At 66.3% G+C, this 21,375-nt stretch carries 17 protein-coding genes; 9 read left to right on the forward strand and 8 right to left on the reverse strand.

The features are described from left to right. Window positions 1-95 precede the first annotated feature (95 nt). On the reverse strand, window positions 96-1,037 hold the full coding sequence (locus tag ABIA45_RS20325) for a neutral zinc metallopeptidase (RefSeq protein WP_036006315.1): 942 nt from the start codon (window positions 1,035-1,037) through the stop codon (window positions 96-98). Window positions 1,038-1,455: 418 nt separating this feature from the next. Here ABIA45_RS20325 and ABIA45_RS20330 point away from each other — a divergent pair, with 418 nt between their 5' ends. The 3 genes from ABIA45_RS20330 to ABIA45_RS20340 all read left to right on the forward strand — a co-directional run bounded on the left by ABIA45_RS20330 (window position 1,456) and on the right by ABIA45_RS20340 (window position 3,919). Continuing rightward, window positions 1,456-2,586 carry a site-specific DNA-methyltransferase gene (locus ABIA45_RS20330; RefSeq protein ID WP_036037228.1) on the forward strand — a complete coding sequence of 377 codons (1,131 nt, stop codon included), beginning with the start codon at window positions 1,456-1,458 and terminating at the stop codon, window positions 2,584-2,586. Window positions 2,587-2,782: 196 nt separating this feature from the next. Next, window positions 2,783-3,109, forward strand: coding sequence for a hypothetical protein (locus ABIA45_RS20335; RefSeq protein WP_225147847.1), 327 nt, complete (start codon window positions 2,783-2,785; stop codon window positions 3,107-3,109). A 129-nt stretch (window positions 3,110-3,238) separates the two neighbouring features. Next, entirely contained in the window at window positions 3,239-3,919 is a 681-nt protein-coding gene (locus ABIA45_RS20340) for a glutathione S-transferase family protein (protein ID WP_275497561.1), read from the forward strand. A gap of 158 nt (window positions 3,920-4,077) precedes the next feature. Here ABIA45_RS20340 and ABIA45_RS20345 read toward each other — a convergent pair whose 3' ends face one another. The 4 genes from ABIA45_RS20345 to ABIA45_RS20360 form a co-directional block, all read right to left on the reverse strand. Further along, window positions 4,078-6,087 (reverse strand): methyl-accepting chemotaxis protein, encoded by a 2,010-nt coding sequence (locus ABIA45_RS20345; protein ID WP_404653368.1) that lies wholly within the window; start codon window positions 6,085-6,087, stop codon window positions 4,078-4,080. Between the two features lie 268 nt (window positions 6,088-6,355). Continuing rightward, window positions 6,356-8,902, reverse strand: coding sequence for an HWE histidine kinase domain-containing protein (locus ABIA45_RS20350; protein WP_404653370.1), 2,547 nt, complete (start codon window positions 8,900-8,902; stop codon window positions 6,356-6,358). Next, a complete protein-coding gene (locus ABIA45_RS20355) occupies window positions 8,899-9,483 on the reverse strand; it encodes a biliverdin-producing heme oxygenase (RefSeq protein WP_271538278.1) in 585 nt (194 codons plus the stop codon). The genes ABIA45_RS20350 and ABIA45_RS20355 overlap by 4 nt, the downstream gene beginning before the upstream one ends. 182 nt (window positions 9,484-9,665) lie before the next feature. Further along, window positions 9,666-10,109 carry a nuclear transport factor 2 family protein gene (locus ABIA45_RS20360; protein ID WP_271538280.1) on the reverse strand — a complete coding sequence of 148 codons (444 nt, stop codon included), beginning with the start codon at window positions 10,107-10,109 and terminating at the stop codon, window positions 9,666-9,668. 91 nt (window positions 10,110-10,200) lie between these two features. On the opposite strand from ABIA45_RS20360, the gene ABIA45_RS20365 reads away from it, so the two are divergent. Next, window positions 10,201-11,124 (forward strand): LysR family transcriptional regulator, encoded by a 924-nt coding sequence (locus tag ABIA45_RS20365; protein WP_271538282.1) that lies wholly within the window; start codon window positions 10,201-10,203, stop codon window positions 11,122-11,124. 103 nt (window positions 11,125-11,227) lie between these two features. On the opposite strand, the gene ABIA45_RS20370 is transcribed toward ABIA45_RS20365, so the two are convergent. Further along, complete coding sequence (locus ABIA45_RS20370; protein ID WP_271538285.1) at window positions 11,228-11,848, reverse strand: glutathione S-transferase family protein; 621 nt, start codon at window positions 11,846-11,848, stop codon at window positions 11,228-11,230. Between the two features lie 124 nt (window positions 11,849-11,972). On the opposite strand from ABIA45_RS20370, the gene ABIA45_RS20375 reads away from it, so the two are divergent. Beyond that, a complete protein-coding gene (locus tag ABIA45_RS20375; protein WP_271538287.1) occupies window positions 11,973-13,250 on the forward strand; it encodes a flavin-dependent oxidoreductase in 1,278 nt (425 codons plus the stop codon). A gap of 195 nt (window positions 13,251-13,445) precedes the next feature. Here the strand turns inward: ABIA45_RS20375 and ABIA45_RS20380 are convergent, their stop codons facing one another. Together ABIA45_RS20380 and mutY are read right to left on the reverse strand one after the other, a co-directional pair. After that, the gene (locus tag ABIA45_RS20380; RefSeq protein ID WP_157287807.1) at window positions 13,446-13,865 is read right to left on the reverse strand and encodes a PaaI family thioesterase; all 420 of its coding nucleotides are present in this window, start codon (window positions 13,863-13,865) and stop codon (window positions 13,446-13,448) included. A gap of 65 nt (window positions 13,866-13,930) precedes the next feature. Beyond that, window positions 13,931-15,031, reverse strand: coding sequence for an A/G-specific adenine glycosylase (mutY, locus tag ABIA45_RS20385; protein WP_271538289.1), 1,101 nt, complete (start codon window positions 15,029-15,031; stop codon window positions 13,931-13,933). Between the two features lie 201 nt (window positions 15,032-15,232). Here mutY and ABIA45_RS20390 point away from each other — a divergent pair, with 201 nt between their 5' ends. The 4 genes from ABIA45_RS20390 to ABIA45_RS20405 all read left to right on the forward strand — a co-directional run bounded on the left by ABIA45_RS20390 (window position 15,233) and on the right by ABIA45_RS20405 (window position 21,310). Further along, a complete protein-coding gene (locus ABIA45_RS20390) occupies window positions 15,233-15,730 on the forward strand; it encodes a DUF721 domain-containing protein (RefSeq protein WP_128263036.1) in 498 nt (165 codons plus the stop codon). 139 nt (window positions 15,731-15,869) lie between these two features. Beyond that, a complete protein-coding gene (locus ABIA45_RS20395) occupies window positions 15,870-16,526 on the forward strand; it encodes a DsbA family protein (RefSeq protein ID WP_271538294.1) in 657 nt (218 codons plus the stop codon). A 217-nt stretch (window positions 16,527-16,743) separates the two neighbouring features. Continuing rightward, entirely contained in the window at window positions 16,744-20,208 is a 3,465-nt protein-coding gene (gene smc, locus ABIA45_RS20400) for a chromosome segregation protein SMC (protein WP_404653374.1), read from the forward strand. A gap of 124 nt (window positions 20,209-20,332) precedes the next feature. Next, entirely contained in the window at window positions 20,333-21,310 is a 978-nt protein-coding gene (locus tag ABIA45_RS20405) for a small ribosomal subunit Rsm22 family protein (protein ID WP_404653376.1), read from the forward strand. Window positions 21,311-21,375 lie beyond the last annotated feature (65 nt).

Consider the following 21,375-nt stretch of genomic DNA (forward strand, 5'->3'; position numbering starts at 1 on the left):
CACTTCAGAGGCTTGGGCAACCGGCAATATGGGCCCCGGCTCTGCAGCGCACCGCTGAAGGCGCGCCGCGCTGCGTCCGGGGCACGAGCCTTTCCTTACAACGCCCCCGCACCGAACGTGTTGCAGGCCTGGACCGTGCCCTGCTGGTACCCGATCATGAACCATTGCTTGCGTTGCGCCGCCGAGCCGTGGGTGAAGGAGTCGGGCACGACGCGGCCGGTGGCCTGGCGCTGCAGCGTGTCGTCGCCGATCGCGCTTGCCGTGGTCAGCGCGGCCTCGATGTCGCCGGGCTCGAGGAAGTTCGGACGCTTCTTCGCCTCGCGGTTGACCCAGACGCCGGACAGGCAGTCGGCCTGCAGCTCCACCTTGACCTGGAGCGCATTGGCCTCGGCCTTCGAGCCGACCTGCTGCTGCAGCCGCGTCACACGCGGAATGATGCCGAGCAGGTTCTGGATGTGATGGCCGACCTCGTGCGCGATGATGTAGGCGGTGGTGAAATTGCACGCCGACTTGCCGGAGCAGCCGCGAAAGCGGGTCTCGACCTCGCGGAAGAAGGCGGTGTCCAGGAAGATGGTCCGGTCGGGCGGACAATAGAACGGCCCCATGGCCGACTGCGCCATGCCGCAGCGGCCGCCATTGGTAGCGTTGCGGAACAGCACGATCTTCGGGCCGGTGTACGACTGGCCGTTGGCCTGGAAGATCTCGCTCCAGCGATCGTCGAGCTCGCCGAGGATGCCGGAGATCATGCTGCCCATCTCGTCGGTCGGCGCGCCGCGCTTGCCCGAGGAGGCCTGGCGATCGGTCTGGTAGGTCGGCGCATGGCCGCCGCCGGAGAGGATCTCGGCGCCGCCGATCAGGATGCGGGGATCGATGCCGAAGGCGTAGCCGACCAGGCCGAGGATGATGATGGTGCCGATGCCGAGCCCGCCGCCGCCCATCGGCAGGCCGAACCCGCCGCCTCCGCCGCCGCCAAAGCCACCACCTTCGTCGCGACGATCCTCGATATCGTCGCTGCGGCGGAAGTCATCGTAGCGCATGGCGGCCTTTCCTCTGGGGTCCCTGATTTAAGTTTCGACGGCGCACAGAAACGCGAAAGCTCAACGCGCCACATACGTAAAATTTCCGTTGCTTTTATCAATATCGTGGCCGGCAAAAATTGCCTAGTGCGACAGCCTGTCGATGCCAGCAAATTTTTCCGAGGGCCGAGCAATTTTTTCCGAGAGAAATTTACAGCCTTTTTCCCGCCACGATCGATCTCGCGAGGCGCGCAAGCGCGAAATACACTGTAAAACAAGGCGAATGCGCGCAACAATTTGCGCGCGAACGATGATGCGGGGAGTGCTCACGAAAGCGGCGGGTTAAGTCGATTTTTACTTTGCCCCTTCAATGTAACGGCCAGTCGGTTGTTTGGTCCCGCGTCGCCGACAGCGTCGCCTGAGTCAGAGTTCTTGAGTCATGGTAGAGTCGCGTCGCGGGGCGTCTGCAAGGGCGCCCCGCACAAATTTTGAGTCCCCATCGCATCGCATCATCGTCGGCGATTGCGTCGCCGAGATGTCGAAGCTCCAGGCAGGCAGCGTCGACCTGGTGTTCGCCGATCCGCCCTACAATCTGCAGCTCAAGGGCGACCTCAAGCGTCCCGACGAATCCCATGTCGATGCCGTCAACGACGACTGGGACAAGTTCGATTCGTTTGCCGCCTACGACGATTTCACCCGCGCCTGGCTGCTCGCCGCACGCCGCGCCATGAAGCCGTCGGCGACGATCTGGGTGATCGGCTCCTATCACAACATCTTCCGCGTCGGCGCCATCATGCAGGATCTCGGCTTCTGGCTGCTGAACGACATCGTCTGGCGCAAGACCAATCCGATGCCGAATTTTCGCGGCCGCCGCTTCACCAACGCGCACGAAACCATGATCTGGGCCGCGCGTGACGAGAAAGCCAAGGGCTACACGTTCAACTACGAGGCGCTGAAGGCCGCCAACGAGGACGTGCAGGCGCGGTCCGACTGGCTGATTCCGCTCTGCACCGGCGAGGAGCGCCTCAAGGGTACCGACGGCAAGAAAGTGCATCCGACGCAGAAGCCGGAAGGCCTGCTGGCGCGCGTGCTGCTGTCGTCGTCCAAGCCCGGCGATCTCGTCATCGACCCGTTCAACGGCACCGGCACCACCGGCGCGGTCGCCAAGCGCCTCGGCCGCTCCTATATCGGCTTCGAGCGCGACAAGACCTACGCCAAGGCGGCCGAGGCGCGCATCGCCAAGGTCGAGCCGTTGCCGGAAGAGAGCCTTGCCCCGTTCATGACCGCGCGCGAGGCGCCGCGCGTTGCGTTCTCCGAGCTGATCGAGCGCGGCATGATCATGCCCGGCACCAAGCTGTTCGACGCCAAGAAGAAGTTAGGGGCGCTGGTGCGCGCCGACGGCGCCATCATGCTGGGCGACAAGGTCGGCTCGATCCACCGCATCGGCGCGGTGGCGCAGGGCGCACAGGCCTGCAACGGCTGGACGTTCTGGCACGTCGAGACCAAGAAGGGCCTCAAGCTGATCGACGAGTTGCGTGCCGAGATCCGCGCCGGCATGGCGGCGGAGTAGCTTTCCTCTCCTAAGTCATTCCGGGGCGCGCGCAAAGCGCGCGAGCCCGGAATCCCATCCAACAGCGTCCCATGCCGCCCAATGGATTCCGGGCTCGCGCTTCGCGCGCCCCGGAATGACGGCGGCGTGAGTTGAAAGCCGCGCCAACCAGGACTAGATTCGCCGGACTAGCCCCCTCCTGACCGGTTGGGCTCCCATGCGACGACAGTCCGAGACATTGCTGCTGGTGCCGCTGCTGCCGATCTTCCTGGTCGGCATGTTTCCGATGTTCCTGATCGCGCTGCTCGGATTCTTCGGCCTGGCGCTGTTCGGCGTGCTCGTGATCTGCGTCGGCCTCGCCAGCAGCAACGAGGCGCACGACAATTTCAACCACGACGTCATCGTTCACGGCTATGCGCGCGGTTCGGAGCGCGCGGCGCGCGCCTCCGACATGCATCTCGCAGCGCGGCTCGGCCTGCGGCTGGAAGCCGTTGGTGCGGCCATGGTCATCGCGGCGGCAATCGGCCTTTGTTACGCCGCCTGATCTGCGTACCGCGCAGACACCGCCCGGCAAACTCGCCGGTTGCTCTCTCGGACGAGGTTCAGGCAAGACAAGGCTCGCCCAACGACGCCGCGTCCGCGCGCGGCAACATAGACACCGGGGAGATGCTGGATGCTCAAGTTCTATTTCAATGGATCACCGAACCCGACCAAGGTCGCGCTCTTTCTCGAAGAATCCGGCCTGTCTTTCGAGCCGGTGAAGATCGACACCCGCAAGGGCGAGCAGTTCACGCCGGAATTCCTGAAAATCAATCCGAACGGCAAGGTGCCGGCGATCGACGATGGCGGCACCATCGTGTTCGATTCGAACGCCATCCTGCTCTATCTCGCCGAGAAGACCGGCAAATTCCTGCCCGCCAACCGAGCCGAGCTCCTGTCCTGGCTGATGTTCGTGGCCACCGGCGTCGGGCCCTATTCGGGTCAGGCCGTGCACTTCAAGCATTTTGCGCCGAAGGAGCAGAACCACGACTACGCCCATAACCGCTATCAGTACGAGACTGACCGCCACTACAAGATTCTCGACGCTCACCTGAAGGACCGCCGCTACATGGTCGGCGACAGCTATTCGATCGTGGACATGGCGATGTGGGGCTGGGCGCGGATGGTGCCGTTCAAGCTCGGCGACGAGGCCTTTGCGCGATACCCGAACGTGAAGCGGCTGGTCGACGAGATCTCGGCGCGCCCGGCGGCTTCGCGCGCCATCGCCCTGAAGGACAAGTTCACCTTCAAGGCCGAGATGGACGACGAAGCGCGAGCCAACATGTTCAAGCACATGACGACCAAGGTGGCTTGATCGCGCCGCTGTTCGAGGCCACGCGCATGCGCGTGGCCTCTTGCGTTCGAGACTCTAAAGCGCGATGCGATCAGGATGAAGCGTCATCGCGCGCTCTAGGTTGGTTGTTCAAGCATGATCTCTTCGGAAAAGCGCTGCACACTTTTCCGGATCATGCTTTAGGCGGCGTGGACCGAGCTCAGGAACTTGGCGACTTCCTGCTTCAACCGGTTGCTGTCGGCCGAGAGCGAGCGGGCCGCCGACAACACCTGCGAGGAGGCCGAGCCGGTCTCGGAGGCGCCGCGCTGCACGTCGCCGATGTTGGACGAGACGAGCTGCGTGCCCTGGGCCGCCTGCTGGACGTTGCGGGAGATCTCCTGCGTCGCCGCGCCCTGCTGCTCCACGGCCGCGGCGACCGTCGACGCGATCTCCGACAGCCGCTCGATGGTGCCGCTGATCTCCCGGATCGAGCCGACAGACTCCTCGGTCGCGGCCTGGATGCCGGAGACCTGCTGGGCGATCTCGCCGGTGGCCCTTGCCGTCTGCTCGGCGAGCGCCTTGACCTCGGTAGCGACCACCGCAAAGCCGCGGCCGGCTTCTCCCGCACGCGCCGCCTCGATTGTGGCGTTCAGCGCCAAGAGGTTGGTCTGGCCGGCAATGGTGCTGATCAGCTCGACCACGTCGCCGATCCGCGCGGCGGCCTTGGAGAGCGCGCCGACGCGCTCGTTGGTCCGGCTTGCCTGACCCACCGCCTCGGTGGCGATGCGGGCGGATTCCTGCACCTGGCGGGCAATCTCGGAGACCGAGGAGGAGAGCTCCTCGGTCGCAGAGGCGACCGCCTGCACATTGGCCGAGGCCTCCTGCGAAGCGCTGGCGACCTCCGTCGAGAGGTCCTGGGCGCGTGCGGCAGTCGTCGTCAACGTGCCGGCGGAGGCTTCGAGCTCGCCCGATGCCGACGACACCGTGTTGACGATCTCGCCGACGGCCTGCTCGAACTGATCGGCGAGCCTCGCCATGTCTTTCCTGCGGTTCTCGGCCTGCCGCGCCTCGAGTTCGGCCTGCTCGGCGCGCATGCTCTCGGTCTCGATCATGTTGTCCTTGAAGACCTGGATCGCCTTGGCCATGTCGCCGATCTCGTCGGCCCTGCCGCGGCCGGGAATCTCGATCTCGAGATTGCCGCCGGCAAGCCGCCCCATCGCCTGCGTCATCGAGGTCAGCGGACCGACGATGCTGCGGGCGATGAGGAAGGCCACGATGCCTCCGAACAGGATGGCGAGGCCGCCGGCGATCTCCTGCACCGTCGTCGTTCCCGCGATCACGGCCTCGGCGGTGGTGCGCGATGCCTCGTAGTCCTCCTTCAGCGTCGTTTCCGCCACCTTGAGCTTGCCGATGCTGTCGACGATGAGGGGCGCGAGGCTCTTGTTGTAGATCTCGTCCGCTTTAAGCATCGCTGCGGAGGTCGTCTCGAACGCCGTCTTGTAGGTTTCAAGCGAGGTCTTCACCGGCGCCAGCGTGGCGCGCAACGCCGCCGCCTGCGGGCTCTTTTCGAGTGCCCCGAGCCGTTGTAGTGCCCTGTCGATGCTCGCCCTGAAGGTCGCGGGGCCCTGCGCATCGCGAAGAGCCAGAAAACGCCAGTTTACGATCCTCACGAGCAGGATTCGGGATTCGAGATCGGCGACGAGGGAAGCGGTATCTTCATCGACGGCGGCGCGCGCCACGTCGACGAGCTTGTTCGTCTTGGTGGCCAGGTCCTCGCCACTCGGCAGCAGCGTCGCCTTGCCCGTTCTCGTCTCGTTGACGGCGTCGCCGAGATTGTCACGCAGGCGTCGCATTTTCGCGATCTCGTCGATCAGGCCGTTGTAGAGCGCGCGCCGCTCCTCGGAGAGCGTCCCCTGAGCGCCGACCCGGAGCAGCTCGCTCGCCGCGGTCTCGCGCTCTTGCGCTTCCTTCATTGCGGACTCGTTGCCGTCGTAGACGTAGCGCAAATTGGCCCGCTGAATAGCCTGCAGATGGGCCGATATTTCCAGCACCCGCGCCGTGCTGTCCGAGAGGGCGGATTGTCTTGCGACCTGATCCTGCACGTCCCGCAAATTCCAGACGGCAACCACCGCCATCACGACACCCACCGCCACCAGGGCCATGAAGCCTGCGTACAGGCGTCCCCTGATCCGCAAACGAAATTTCGGCATTCCCACTGTCCACCCAGATGCATGTGAATTCGAGGGGCCGAACGACTCCGGCGATCGTCACGGCCACTCCGACAGCCGCACGCCGCGCCCCGGCGGCCTACGCTGCACCGCGACACAATGGGGGACACTTCTTAATTGAACCTTCAAATTCCTCGCGCGCCCGATCTCGACCCGCACCAAATCTGCCGATTTTGGCGGCAGCTATGCAAAGCCGCATGCGAATCCGCTGTGCCATGCACGCCGATGCATGCTGTTCGTCTGGGGATGCCTATTGGGCGCCGGCCTGTTGCAACTTGCCGAGTGCATTCTCGACCACTTCCAGCGTGTAGGGCTTCTGGACCACCGGCGCGGAGGCCAATTGCTCGGGGATCGGCGCGCGCTCGCCATAGCCGGTCGCGAAGATGAAGGGCACCCCGATCTCCTTCAGCTTCTGCGCCACCTTGATGCTGCTCTCGCTGCCGAGATTGAGATCGAGCAGAGCAAAGCTCGGCCGCGAACGCTCGATCGAGCGCAGTGCCTGGTCGACGGTTGCGGCGGTGTCGACGTGGCGGGCGCCGAGGTCGAGCAGGATGACCTCCGCGGCCATCGCGATGATCAGGTTGTCCTCCACGATCAGGGCCGTGTCGGAAATCCGTGGACGGGCAGATTGCTGCTCCTCGATACGCATGGCGGCTCCCGCGATGGATGGGACGAGCTGGACGAAGTTGGGCGGAATGACGAACTTCGCCTGGACGCCCAGGAGGTCGAAACGGATCTCGGCATCGCCCTTGAGATCGAACGGCACCGACCGCTCGATGATGGTGGTGCCGAAGCCGCGCCGCGACGGCGGCTGCACGGGCGGCCCGCCGCTCTCCTTCCACTCGATGACGAGGCTGGAAGACGGGTCGAGGCGCCAGACCACCTCGACACTGCCGGTGGAATCGGCAAGCGCGCCGTACTTGGCGGAATTGGTCATCATCTCATGAACGACGAGCGCCAGCGTCGCGAACGCCTTTGGATCGAGCGCGACGTTCGGACCGCCCATCTTCACCCGGTCTGCGCGCGCACCGAGATAGGCGCCGGCCTCGGACTCGACCAGGGTGCGGAGCGCGACGGGTGCCCAGTTCAGGTTCGTGATCTGGTCGTGGGCGCGCGCGAGGGCCTGGATGCGGCCGCCGAGCACGCTGGCGAACTCCTCGATGCCGGTCGCGGTGTCCTTGCTCTGCGCCACCAGGGCGCGCACGAGGCTCAGGATGTTGCGGACGCGGTGATTGAGCTCGGCGATCATCAGTTCCTGCCGCTCCTGTGCCCCGCGACGCTCGCGCGCGGCGAGGTCGGACAGTTGCAGGATCACCTCCAGCAGCGTGACGCGCAGGCTCTCGGCGATGCGGATATCGGCCGCCGACCACGGCTTCGACTGCCCCGCCACCGTTTCCTGCCATAGCTCGAAGCTCTTGCGCGGGGTGAGACGCGGCCCGTGCGGCCCTTCGTCGTAGACCTTGTTGGGATCGGCGGCCCATTTCACCGATCGCGTGACCTCGCGGCGGAAGAAGATCAGGCAATCGCGCGGGGTCCGCGAGATCGGGATGGCGAGAAAGCCCGCCGCACGGTCACGGAAGGCCTGGCCGGCGGCGTAGACCTCGGCGATCTCGGCGCTGGCGAAGATCCGGCCCGGCGAAGTCCGGTTGATGAAGCCGACGAGATCCGTGACCTCGTCCTCGGTCGGCGTCTCGCCTTGAAGCGCGATCTTGTTGTCGGACCACACCGCGACGCCGTCGCATTCGATCATCTTGCGGTAGTCGCCGAGGAAGTCGACGATGGCGCGACGGCTGTGCTCGTGCGAGGCGGCGACCTCGATCAAACGTTCCTGAATCTGATGCGCGCGGGCCTCATAGGCGACGTCACCCTCGCGCTCGCGTCCCTCGACGATCCACGAGAACATCTGCCCGAACAGCTCGGAGGCGGTGCGCTTGTCGAACGAGATGTAGCGCGGCGAATAATGATGGCAGGCAAACAGACCCCACAGCTTGCCGTCGCGCAGGATCGACACCGACATCGAGGCGGCAACGCCCATGTTGCGCAGGTACTCGATGTGGATCGGCGAAACCGAGCGCAGTACGCTCATCGAGAGGTCGAGCAGCGCGGCATTATGCGTGGCCGTGGACATCAGCGCGGCAGGCCGCGCGTCGACGTCGGCGATGATGCGCAGCCAGTTGCGCTGATAGAGCGCGCGCGCCTGCCTTGGGATGTCGGATGCAGGGTAACGCAGGCCGAAAAAGGATTCGAGCCCGGGCTCCGCCGTCTCGGCGATCACCTCGCCGGACCCGTCCGGGTGAAACTGATAGACCATGACGCGGTCGAAGCCGGTCAACACCTTGAGCTGACGCGCCGCCTCGCGCGCCAGATCGGCCATCCCGCGTGTCTTGCGGATCCGTTCGAGCATCAAGCGCACGAGCTCGCCGGAATTGACGCCGGGCTCGTGGACGCTCGGCTCCGCCTCGATGATCAGATAGACGCCGGAGAGATGAATCGAAAGATCGAAGGGTGGCTTGCCGGGCTGCAGCTCGACGCCGAACAGGCGTTCGGTCGCATCCGGACCGCCGAGATGATCGACCCGGCTGCGGATCGTTTCGACCGCCGCCTCGGAGATCACGCCCGACAGCGGCCGCTGCAGCAGGTCGGCAACATCCGTTCCAAGGAAGCTCGCGACGTTGTCCGACGCCATGCAGATCGTGAAATCCGAGAGCACGGCCAGCAGGAAGCCAAACGGCTGCACGCTGCCGGGAATGTGGATCGGCTCGCGATCGCAATTGGTGAGATTGACGGCCTGGTTCATGCCCGGTCCGCCGCCTGCTCGAATGCGGCGAAGGTGATGCGAGCCGCCTCGATCGCCTCGTCTTCGTCCCAGCGCTCGTCGGTTGCAAGCTTTGCCAGGAAACTTTGCCAGAACCGCCTGCCGGTGCCGTGACTGAGATAGGCGACAGCTTCGCAAGGCCGCGGATCGGCGGAATCGGCGACCATCTTCAGCAGGAACTTTGCCCCGAGACGGGAGCCTTCGAGCACATACATCGTGCCCACAACGCCGCTGCGCGTCAGTGGGGGTACGGACACCAGCCGCGGCACCGCGCTGCCGAGGCGCTCGAGATCAGCCAGGATTGCCACGCTTCGCGACCGCTCCGGCCAGTCCGGGAAAACCGCACTGACACCGGCCTCGACGAGTGCCGTCTCGAGCGGCAGCAGCGCACCGGCACTGGCTTGCAGAAAGCGTCGATAGCCGGAGAGCTCGGTCAGATCGAATGCCGAGAGCTGCGCGTCGAGGTCGCGGTGCGCAGCCGACGTTGCGTCTCTTAATCGTTCGCGGAGTCCGGAGAAGCTGCGGCCTACCTGCGTTGAAACGTCCGAAGCCCCAGCCAGCATGAATTTCCCGAGAACGCAGGTTGGCGCGGGCGCGGCGCGCCCGGCAACCGAGGGAACGTCGGCGGCATGCGAAAGTTCCGCGCCGAGTCTGCATGAGTTCCAGCAGCGTCCGACAGGCCCGCACAAATATCGCGGGCCGTGACGAACAGGAGCGGCCGGTGGACACGACCTCGTCCAAGCCGTTAGCCCGCGGCCCTCGCGGGGGCTTGCGGAAACGGGCCGAGCGCCTTCTCGGTCAGCATGGAGTCGCAGTACTCGCGAATCTCCTTGATCTTGCCGTCCTCCAGACGAAAGACCAGGCAATAGTCGTTGTCATAACGCACGCCCTCGGGCGTGACGTTATCGCCCTTGGCTTCCACCACCACGATGTCGCCATCGACGATGAAGCGATGGGCGATGGTTCGCGTACGGTCGCGCAGGCGCGTGCGGACATAGCCGTGGAGATCTTTGAGGATCGCCTCCTTGCCGGCAAAGGTGCGCGACCAGGAATATTGCCCCGTGACGACCCATTTGGCGTCGTCGGCGAGACTTGCGCTGAACAGGGCGCGGTCGCGCGCGGCCGGATCGGGATTGGCGGCCGCAGCAAAGATATCCTGCAGCAGTTTCTTGTTGGCGCTCGCGTTCATGGCGGCATCTCCTCGTGGTGACAACGCCGAGATCATCGCCGGGCCAACGTCATTCTTCAAATCGATATGAAATATGATATCTATTCACCCCATGAATTTGAATTCGCTCGACCTTAACCTGTTGACCGCGCTCGACGCATTGCTCCGCGAAGCCAATGTCAGCCGCGCGGCCCTGAGGATCGGCCTGTCACAGCCGGCCACGAGCCACGCCTTGCAGCGCCTGCGCGACATCTTCGGTGACCCGCTGCTGGTGCGCACGGGCGTACGGATGGAGCTGACGCCGCGGGCGCTGGCCCTGCGTGCGCCGCTGGCGCAGGCGCTCGACCAGGTCCGCGGGCTGTTCGTGCCCGATGACTTCGATGCCGCGCGCAGCGAGCGGCAGTTCCGCCTGATGATGCCGGATCTCGCGGTCGAGCTGTTGATGCCGCCCTTGATGGCGAAAGTGACGCGCCTTGCCCCCAACGTCCGCATCGACGTGGTGCCGTGGCGGGGACCTGCGATCTTCCACGCCGAGTTCGCCCGCACCATCGATCTCGTGATCTCGATCGGCAACGCCTTCAAGGGGTTTCATCGCCAGTTGCTCTACACCGACAGCGACGCGCTGGCGGTGCGGCGCGGCCATCCTGTGGGAGCGAGGCTGAAGCGGCGCGAGGCGTTCCTCGCCGCCCGCCATGTCGGCGTGATCATCCGCGGCCAGCCTGAGGATCTCATCGACACCTGGCTGCGCAGCAAAGGCGTCGAGCGACATATCTCGCTGGTCGTGCCGGGCTATCTCGAAGCCTTGCACGTCGCCGCGCGCACCGATCTCGTCGCCTTCGTGCCGCGCCGGCTGATCGCCGCGCTGTCGAAGCAGCTCGGCATCGTCGCGGTGACGCCGCCGTTCGATCCCGGGATCGACGAGCAGTTCATGTTCCATCCGACACGCGCGCAGATGGACCCCGGCTCGATCTGGCTGCGGCGGCTGATGCTGGAGACGGGGCGGGAGCTGGAGCAAGCCAGGCGCCAGCTCTCGTAGGGCGGGCAAAGCGAAGCGTGCCCACCACCTTTGTTGCAATCTTGGAAAGATGGTGGGCACGGCGCTCTGCGCCTTTGCCCACCCTACAAGAATCGTCGGGTTGTTACGCCTTCTGCGCCACCATCACCTTGCTCACCGCGGGGCGATCGGACATGCGCTTGAAGTGATCGGCGATCTTCGGCGTCGCATTGATGTCGACGCTGTCGCCTTCGAGCCAGGTCGAAAGCGTATAGAGATAGGGATCGCAGATCGTGTACTGATCGCCCATCACCCAGGGTCCCCGAAACATCTTCTGCTCGATCAGCTTGAAGCAGGCGCCCATGGTCTTCGGCACCATCGCCTTCATGTCGGCAAACGAGCTCTCCTCCGTCGCCCAGCGCGCGCCGCGCATCTTGTGGGCGTGGTTGATGTGCACGGTCGAGCAGAGATAGGAGTTGAACGACTGCACCTGGGCGAAGTCGAAGGGTTCGTCGAGCGGCGCGAGCTTCGCCTTGGGAAAGGTCTGCGCGAGATAGGCCAGCATCGCCGGCGTCTCGGTCAGGACGCCGCGGTCGGTGACCAGCGCCGGCACCCGGCCCTTCGGGTTGATGGCGAGATAGTCCGGGCTGTTCTGCTGGTTGTCCTTGAAGCTCAGCCGCTCAGCCGTGTACTCGGCGCCGGCCTCTTCCAGGGTGATGTAGGTGGCAAGCGCGCAGGTGCCGGTGGCGTAGTAGAGCTTGAGCATGTCGGACCTCATGGGGAAAACCGGAGGTTAACGGTCCTCCGCCGCGCCGTCCATAGGCGGCCTGTTCGCAGTTGCCCACGGCCGCCCGGCTGTGCCAAGACGCCTCCATCGGAGGGGTTTTCTCATGACGGTACTCATCGCCGGTGGCGGCATCGGCGGACTGACGCTTGCGCTCAGCCTGCATCAGATCGGCGTTCCCGTGAAAGTGTTCGAGAGCGTCGCGGAACTGAAGCCGCTCGGGGTCGGCATCAACGTGCTGCCGCATGCGGTGCGCGAACTGATCGAGCTCGGCCTGCTGGACAAGCTGGACGCCAGCGGCGTGCGGACGCGCGAGCTCGCCTATTTCTCCAAGCACGGCAAGCCGATCTGGAGCGAGCCGCGCGGCCTGGAGGCCGGCTACAAATGGCCGCAATTCTCGATCCATCGCGGCACGCTGCAGCAGATCCTGCTCGACACCGCGCTCGAGCGGCTCGGCCGCGACAACATCCTCACCAGCCATCATCTGACCGGCTGGACCGAGACGGCGGGCGGCGTGCGCGCCGACTTCGTCGACAGGGCGATCGGCAAGGCCGCCGGCACCTACGAGGGCGCGATCCTGATCGCCGCCGACGGCATCCATTCCGCCGCGCGAGAAAAGCTCTATCCGAACGAAGGCCCGCCGATCTGGAACGGCCGCATCCTCTGGCGCGGCGTCACGCCGGCCAAAGCCTTCCTCACCGGCCGCAGCATGATCATGGCCGGCCACGAGATCCTGAAATTCGTCTGCTATCCGATCTCGAAAGAACCGGATGCAAACGGCAACCACCTCATCAACTGGGTCGCGGAGCGCCACATGCCGCCGACCTATCAGTGGCGTCGCGAGGACTATAACCGCACCGCGCGGCTGGAGGAGTTCCTGCCCTGGTTCGAGAGCTGGACGTTCGACTGGCTCGACGTGCCCGCCCTGATCAGGAACTGCCCGCACGCTTACGAATATCCGCTGGTCGACCGCGATCCGGTGTCGCAATGGACCTTCGGCCGCGTCACGCTGATGGGCGATGCCGCGCATCCGATGTACCCGATCGGCTCGAACGGCGCCTCGCAGGCGATCCTCGACGCGCGCGTCATCACCCGCGAGATCCTGGCGCACGGTCCGACGCAGGCGGCACTGCTCGCCTATGAAGCCGAGCGGCAGCCCGCGACCACCGACCTCGTCCTGCTCAACCGCAAGAACGGCCCCGAGCAGGTGATGCAGCTGGTCGAGGAGCGCGCGCCTGACGGGTACAGGGTCGTCACCGACGTGCTGTCGCAAAAGGAGCTGGAAGACATCGCCGGCAACTACAAGCGCGTTGCGGGATTCCAGGTCGAGGCGCTGAATGCGAAGCCGCCGATCGTGAGCAAGGACGCCCGCGCGAGCGCTTGAGGGTCTGATCAATCAACTCGCGCGGCGCATTCCTCTTCACCTCTCCCCGCTTGCGGGGAGAGGTCGGATTGCATCGAAGATGCAATCCGGGTGAGGGGGTACAGGTCCCTCGTGGATCTCCCGTGTTGAGAGAGGCCCCTCACCCCACCCTCTCCCCGTAAGAACGGGGCGAGGGAGCGAGAGACCAGTGCCCGCTCACTTCACCACCCTCGCCGCCTCCAACAATCGCTCGCTGGCGCTTGCCGTCGCCAGCACGGTGCCGTCCTCCGCCATCAGCTTGGCTTCGACGAAGGCGATGGTCTTGCCGAGCTGCGTCACCTTGGCTTCGCCGATGATTGTCCCCGGCCTTGCCGGGTTGAGAAAATTCACGGTCATGCTGATCGTGGTGGTGTAGAGCCGGCCCTCGCTCATCACCAGCACCGCCGGACCCATGGTGTCGTCGAGCATGGCCGAGAGCATGCCGCCCTGGATGAAGCCCGCGGGGTTGCAGAACTCCGGCTTGCCGTCGAAGCCAAGCTTGATCCAGCCCTCCTCCGGACGGGCATCGAGCAGGCGCCAGCCGAGCAGCTCGGCGCATGGGGGCCTTGGGAAGTTATCGAGCGCGGTCTTGACCATGCGAGATCTCCTTTGCCCCCTGCTAGCGCAAGACAGCTGACAGCCTGCTGTCAGCAGGATGGATGCTAGAGATCCAATCCATGCGCGATGACCTTGCGCATGACGTTGGGCAGCGCCTCATCTGCCAGAGTCGCGATCGGTACCCAACGCATGCCCTCGGGCGCGCGGACCCGGGCCTCGGCCTTGGCCGTGTAGACCACCAGCTCGAGCGGAAAATGCGTGAAGACGTGGGTGACGACGCCCACCTTGCGCTGCCAGCGCGACAGCCCCTTGAGCTGCGGCGCCTGCTGCTTCGCCGTTGCATCGTCCTGGCCGGCGAGCCAGTCCGAGCCCGGCACCTCCGTCATGCCGCCGAGCAACCCCTTTTCGGGCCTCGAGCGGACAAGCAGCTCGTCGCCGCGCGTGACCACGAAGGCGGCGCCGCGCCTGAGCGTCCCGCTCTTCTTCGGTGCCTTGCGCGGGAACGTCTCCTGGGTGCCCTGCGCGCCTGCCGTGCAGTCCTCTGTGAACGGACACAGCGAGCAGGCCGGCGTCTTCGGCGTGCAGATCGAGGCGCCGAGATCCATCAGCGCCTGCGCGCTGTCGCCGGCGCGAGACTCCGCCAGCAGCGTCGCGGCCAGTTGCTGGATGAGCGGCTTGGCTTGCGGCAGCTCCTGCTCGACCGCGAACAGCCGCGACACCACGCGCTCGATATTGCCGTCGACCGGCATGGTGCGGCGGTCGAACGCGATCGCCGCAATCGCCGCCGCCGTGTAGGGCCCGATCCCCGGCAGCGCGCGCAGCCCCTCCTCGGTATCCGGAAACACGCCGCCATGTTCGCGCGTCACCGCGACCGCGCAGGCGTGGAGGTTGCGTGCGCGCGAGTAATAGCCGAGCCCGGCCCACATCCGCAGCACGTCATCCTGCGAGGCGCGTCCTAGCGCCGTGACGTCAGGCCAGCGCGCGACGAATTTTTCGAAATAGGGGCCGACCGCCTTCACGGTGGTCTGCTGGAGCATGATCTCGGAGAGCCAGACGCGGTAAGGATCGGACGCCTCGCCCGGCGCGGCGCGCCAAGGCAGTCGGCGCCGGTGGCGGTCGTACCATTGCAGGAGCGCGAGCGGGCGCGATGAGGTCTCCGGCTGAGAAGGTTCCGGCTTCGGCTTGCGTGCGGATCTGGGGCTCATTCCTCACTGTAGCGGCAATGCACTGGCCTCTCCACGTCATGCCCGCGCTTGTCGCGGGCATCCACGTCTTTCTTCGCAGGAAGAACGTGGATGGCCGGGCCTCCGCCTCGCCGAAGCGGCTTCGGCCGCGCAGGCGGGACAAGCCCGGCCATGACGGGCCCGGGGGTCTGTGGCCCGGCGTTCGAAGTGCTATAAGGCCTCATGTCCAAATCCGGCCCCATCTTCAAGCCCGGCCCCGTCAGCGCCAAACCGCTCGGGATCCTGCTCGACGACGTCTTTGCCGAGGCCTATGCCAAGCAGGGCTTTGCGGCGCGCGAGTTGGTGACGCGGTGGGCGCAGATCGCGGGGCCGGAGATCGCGGCCCATGCCGAGCCGCTCAAGATGCAATGGCCACGGCCGGTCGAGGGTCAGCCGCAGGAGCCGGCAACCCTGGTGCTGCGGGTCGAGGGGCCGATGGCGCTGGAGATCCAGCATTCGGCCGACGTGATCCTGGAGCGGGTCAACCGCTTCTTCGGCTGGAGCGCGGTCGGCAAGCTGGCCTTCCGCCAGGCGCCCCTGTCGCGGCCGCAGGCCCGGAAGCGGCCCGGCCCGCCCGACCCCAAGGCCGTCGCCAAGGTGGCGGAGAACCTGACCGACATCGAGGATGAAGAACTGAAGACCGCGCTGGCGCGCCTCGGGGCCGCCATCAAGCGAAATTGAGCCTCATTCCGCGGCCAAACTGGACCTGTCCGTAGCGCCCGCCATTGCCTCAAACGACGTTTCAAGCTAGCGACAGGCCGTCCGAGCAGGAAACCTTGACCGTCCTTTGGGCGAACCTTGCCAATCCCGGGAGCCGACCTTGATCATCACCCGCCGCGCCTTCACCACGATGCTGTCGCTGACCGGGCTTGCCGCGTTCGCCGGGCTCTCGCCGCTGCGGTTCATCACGGAAGCGATGGCTCAGTCGGCCGCCGACGTGGCCAAGCCGGTGTCGCTGCCCGACATGGCGCTCGGCCCGAAGGATGCCGCCGTCACCATCACCGAATACGCCTCGATGACGTGCCCGCACTGCGCCGCCTTCAACGAGCAGGTGTTCCCGAAGATCAAGACGGAATACATCGACACCGGCAAGGTGCGTTACATCTTCCGCGAGTTCCCGCTCGACATCAAAGCCGCCGCCGGCTCGATGCTATCGCGCTGCATCGCCAAGGACGATGCCCCGAAATACTTCGCGGTCACCGACATGCTGTTCCGCCAGCAGAATGACTGGGTGATGAAGAACACCACTGAGACCCTGACGCGGATCGGCAAGCAGGCCGGCCTCACCCAGCAGCAGGTCGAGGCCTGCCTGAAGGACCAGGCGCTGCTCGACAAGATTGCCGCCGACCAGAAATATGCCAGCGACGTGCTCAAGGTGGATTCGACGCCGACCTTCTTCATCAACGGCGAGAAGATCAAGGGCGACACCTCGTTCGAGGAGTTCGCCAAGAAGATCAACCCGCTGCTGAAGAGCTGATTCGCGCGTCAAGATCCTGATTCGCATCTCGAAAGCCGTATCTTTCCCGGCATAAATCCCTTGGGAAAAGCGGCTTTCGCCGGTTGCCCTCGCGGCGCACCGCGGCCATTGTCCAGCCGCATGAGGCGCCTCGCGCGACTCACCCAGACAGCGACATTGCCTTCCATGGTATTGTCCCGGCAGGGGGATTCGCGCCTGCCAACAGAGATGCGTGCTTATGAAAATCACCCGCCTGCGCCTTCACGGTTTCAAGTCCTTCGTTGAGCCCACGGACTTCGTCATCGAGCCCGGCCTGACCGGCGTGGTCGGCCCCAACGGTTGCGGCAAGTCGAATCTCGTCGAGGCGCTGCGCTGGGCGATGGGCGAGACCTCCTACAAGAGCTTGCGCGCGGCCGACATGGATGCAGTGATCTTCGCCGGCTCCGGCAATCGTCCGGCGCGCAACCATGCCGAAGTGACGATGACGATCGATAATGCCGATCGCACCGCGCCGGCGGCGATGAACGACAGCCAGATCCTGGAAATCTCCCGCCGCATCGAGCGCGAGGCGGGCTCGGTCTACCGCATCAACGGCCGCGACGTGCGCGCCCGCGACGTGCAGATCCTGTTCGCGGACGCCGCCACCGGCGCGCGCTCGCCCGCCCTCGTTCACCAGGGCAAGATCGGCGAGATTATCCAGGCCAAGCCCGAGCAGCGCCGCCGCGTGCTGGAAGATGCCGCGGGCGTTGCCGGCCTGCATGCCCGCCGTCACGAGGCCGAGCTGCGGCTGAAGGCGGCCGAAACCAACCTCACCCGCGTCGAGGACGTGATCGGCCAGCTCTCCGGCCAGATGGAAGGCCTGAAGAAGCAGGCTCGCCAGGCCGTGCGCTATCGCGAGGTCGCCGCCAAGGTCCGCAAGGCCGAAGCCACGCTGTTCCACCTGCGCTGGGTCGGTGCCCATGCCGACGTCAACGAATCCGGCCAGACCCACGATCTCGCCGTGCGCGAGATGGCCGAGCGCACTCAGCACCAGGCCGAAGCCGCCCGCATCCAGGCGATCCGCGCCGCCGAGATGCCGGCGCTGCGCGATGCTGAAGCGCGCGCCGCGGCCGGCCTGCAACGCCTGACCAATGCCCGCGAGCAGCTCGACCGCGAGGAAGAGCGCGCCAAGGAGCGCGTCGCCGAGCTCGAGCGCCGCCTCGCCCAGTTCGAGGGCGACATTTCGCGCGCCCAGCAGCAGACCATGGACGCCGACGTCGCGCTGCAGCGGCTCGACGCCGAAGATGCCGAGCTGAAGGAAGAGATCAAGTCGCGCGTCGAGAAGCGCTCCGGCGTCGACGAGCGCGTCGCCGAGGCCGAGGCGGTGCTGACCGAGACCGAGCAGCGCTTCGCCGAGCTCACCACCGCGCTCGCCGACCTCACGGCGAAGCGCAACCAGCTCGAGGCCAACGTCCGCACCCATCGCGACAAGCTCGCCCGGCTCGATCAGGAGATTGCGAACGTCACGGCGGAAGAGCAGAAGCTTGCCGCCGATACCGGCGGCTTCGGCGATCTCGACGAGCTGACCGCGCTGGTCGAGACCGCGGAAGAGACGCTGGCCGCCTCCGAAGCTGCGGCGCAGGCGAGCGAAACGACGCATGTCGCGGCACGCCAGACGCTGGAATCCTCGCGCTCGCCACTGGTCGAGGCCGACAAGCGCGTGCAGCGGCTCGAGACCGAGGCGCGCACGATCTCGAAGATCGTCAACGGCGAGACCAAGAATCTGTGGCCGCCGATCATCGACGGCATCACCGTCGACAAGGGCTTTGAAAAGGCGATCGGCGCAGCACTCGGCGACGATCTCGATGCACCGATCGATCCGTCGGCGCCGATGCGCTGGACCAATGTCGGATACACCGAGGGCGATCCGGAGCTGCCCGAGGGCGCCGTTCCGCTCTCCAACCATGTGCAGGCGCCGGCCGAGCTGGCGCGTCGCCTCGCGCAGATCGGTGTCGTCCCGCGCGAGCGCGGCGCCGAGCTGGTGTCGCAGCTCAAGACCGGCCAGCGGCTGGTCTCGCCCGAGGGCGACGTCTGGCGTTGGGACGGTTTTGTTGCCGCGGCGCATGCCCCGACCGGCGCCGCGCGGCGCCTGGCCGAGCGTGCCCGCCTCGTCGACATCGAGAACGAGCTGGAGCAGGCCCGCATCGACGCGCAGATCAAGCGTCAGGCGCTGGAGAACGCCGAGTCCGAGCTCCAGATGGCGGCGAGCACCGAAGGCGCCAGCCGCGAAGCCTGGCGTGCCGCGCAGCGCGAGCTGAACGTCGCGCGCGAGCGCCATGCCAATGCCGAGCGCGAGATCAGCCGCCATGCCGCGCGCAAGGCGACGCTGTCGGAAGCGCACAGCCGGCTCGCCGCCGATCGCGCCGAAGCCGAGGCCGCCTACGAATACGCCCAGGCCGGCATCGGCGAGCTGCCGTCGAGCGAAGACACCGAGACCCAGCTCGCCGCCGTCCGCAGCGACATCGAAGGCCGCCGCCGCATGGCCGCCCAGGTCCGCGCCGAGGCGCAGGCGCTGGCACGTGAGGCCGAGCTCGCCGATCGCCGCGTGCAGGCGATCCTCGCCGAACGCACCGAGTGGCAGAACCGCAAGGAGAGCGCGGCCTCCCATATCGACACCATCCAGGCCCGCATCGCCGAGCTCACGATCGAGCGCAGCGAGCTCGAAAACGCCCCGGCCGTATTTGCCGAAAAGCGCAGCGCGCTGATCACCGAGATCGAATACGCCGAGAACGACCGCCGCATGGCCGCCGACGCACTTGCCACCGCGGAAACCGCAATGGCCGAGACCGACCGTGTCGCCAAGCTGACGCTCGAGGCGCTCTCCAGCGCCCGCGAGGCCACCGCCCGCGCTGAGGAGCGCATGGAAGGCGCCCGCCGCCGGCTCGAGGACATCGAGCGCGAGATCCGCGACATGCTCGAGGTCGAGCCGCAGGCCGTCGCCGGCCTTGCCGAGCTCGAGCCCGGCGCCGAGCTGCCGCCGCTGCACGAGATCGAGGAAGACCTCGAGAAGATGCGCCGCGACCGCGAACGCCTCGGCGCCGTCAATCTGCGCGCCGAGGAAGAGCTGCGCGAGGTCGAGACCCAGCACACCGGCCTCGTCACCGAGCGCGACGACCTGGTCGAGGCGATCAAGCGGCTGCGCCAGGGTATCCAGAGCCTCAACAAGGAGGCCCGCGAGCGGCTGCTGACCTCGTTCGACGTCGTCAACGACCACTTCAAGCGCTTGTTCGTCGAGCTGTTCGGCGGCGGCGAGGCCGCGCTGCACCTGATCGAGAGCGACGACCCGCTGGAGGCCGGCCTCGAAATCATCGCCAAGCCGCCGGGCAAGAAGCCGCAGACGCTTTCGCTGCTCTCGGGCGGCGAGCAGGCGCTGACCGCGATGGCACTGATCTTCGCGGTGTTCCTCACCAACCCCTCGCCGATCTGCGTGCTGGACGAAGTCGACGCGCCGCTCGACGACCACAACGTCGAACGGTACTGCAACCTCTTGCACGAAATGACCGGCTCCACCGACACGCGCTTCATCATCATCACGCACAACCCGATCACGATGGCGCGGATGAACCGGCTGTTCGGCGTCACCATGGCCGAGCGCGGCGTCTCGCAGCTGGTGTCGGTGAGCCTCGCCGAGGCCGTGGACATTCTCGACCAGAACGTGGCGTGATCTTGGACCGTCATTCCGGGGCGATGCGCAGCATCGAACCCGGAATCCATGGTGCGACCGACGCTGCAGATAAATGGATTCCGGGTTCTCGCTTCGCGAGCCCCGGAATGACGTGGGGTTGCTGATGATCTCCCCCACCCTTCCCGCCGAACTGAAAGCCGCCCTCGACGGCAAGCTGCAGGGCTTGTCCCGCAGCGACGCAGCCCAGCGCTCGCAGAAGATCTCGACTACGTATCGCGCCGGCGGCACCTCCAGCACGATCAAGTCGGACGCCGATGCGCTCGCTTATGCGCTGGCGCGCATGCCCGCGACCTACGCGGCGGTGGCGGCCAGCCTCAATGCGCTCACCGAGATCGCGCCTGATCTCGCCCCCGAAACATTGCTCGACGTCGGCGCCGGCCCGGGCACGGCAAGCTGGGCCGCCGCGGAAGCCTTTCCGTCGCTACAGGATTTTACCCTGCTCGATGCCAACACCACGCTGAGCCGGCTCGCGCTCGAACTGGCACACGGCAGCTCGCGATTGGCGAAGTGCCGTTATCTGCCCGGCGATGCCGGCGGCAACCTCGCCGAGGTCTCACAGGCCGATCTCGTCATCGCCAGCTACATCATCGGCGAGCTCAGCGAGGCCGATCAGCGCAAGCTGACCGAGGCGATGTGGGCCAAAGCGCGCCACGCGCTGGTGGTGATCGAGCCCGGCACGCCCGCCGGCTATGCCCGCATCCTCGCCGTGCGGCAGCAGCTGATCGCAGCTGGCGCTTTCGTCACCGCGCCCTGCCCGCACGAAAGGCCGTGCCCGCTCATCGCGCCTGACTGGTGCCATTTCAGCCAGCGCCTGCCGCGCTCGCAGGCGCACCGGCAGATCAAAGGCGCCGAGGTGCCGTTCGAGGACGAGCGCTTCATCCACGTCGCCCTGACCCGCACGCCGCCCGCGAGCCGCGCCGCGCGCGTGCTGGCACCGCCGGACGTCGGCAAGGCCGAGATCACGGCCAAGCTTTGCACGGAGGCCGGGGTCGCGCCGGCAAAAGTCCCGCGGCGGGACAAGGTGGCCTATGCCGAGGCCCGGCGCTGGCGCTGGGGCGATGCCGTCATGTCCGAAAGTTAATTTCGCTGGCCGTGCCTGCCTTGAACTCGGGCCGTTCCTGATCCGACCAAGTCTTACCTTCCCTC

Source organism: Bradyrhizobium sp. USDA 336, assembly GCF_044908355.1.
GTDB lineage: Bacteria > Pseudomonadota > Alphaproteobacteria > Rhizobiales > Xanthobacteraceae > Bradyrhizobium > Bradyrhizobium yuanmingense.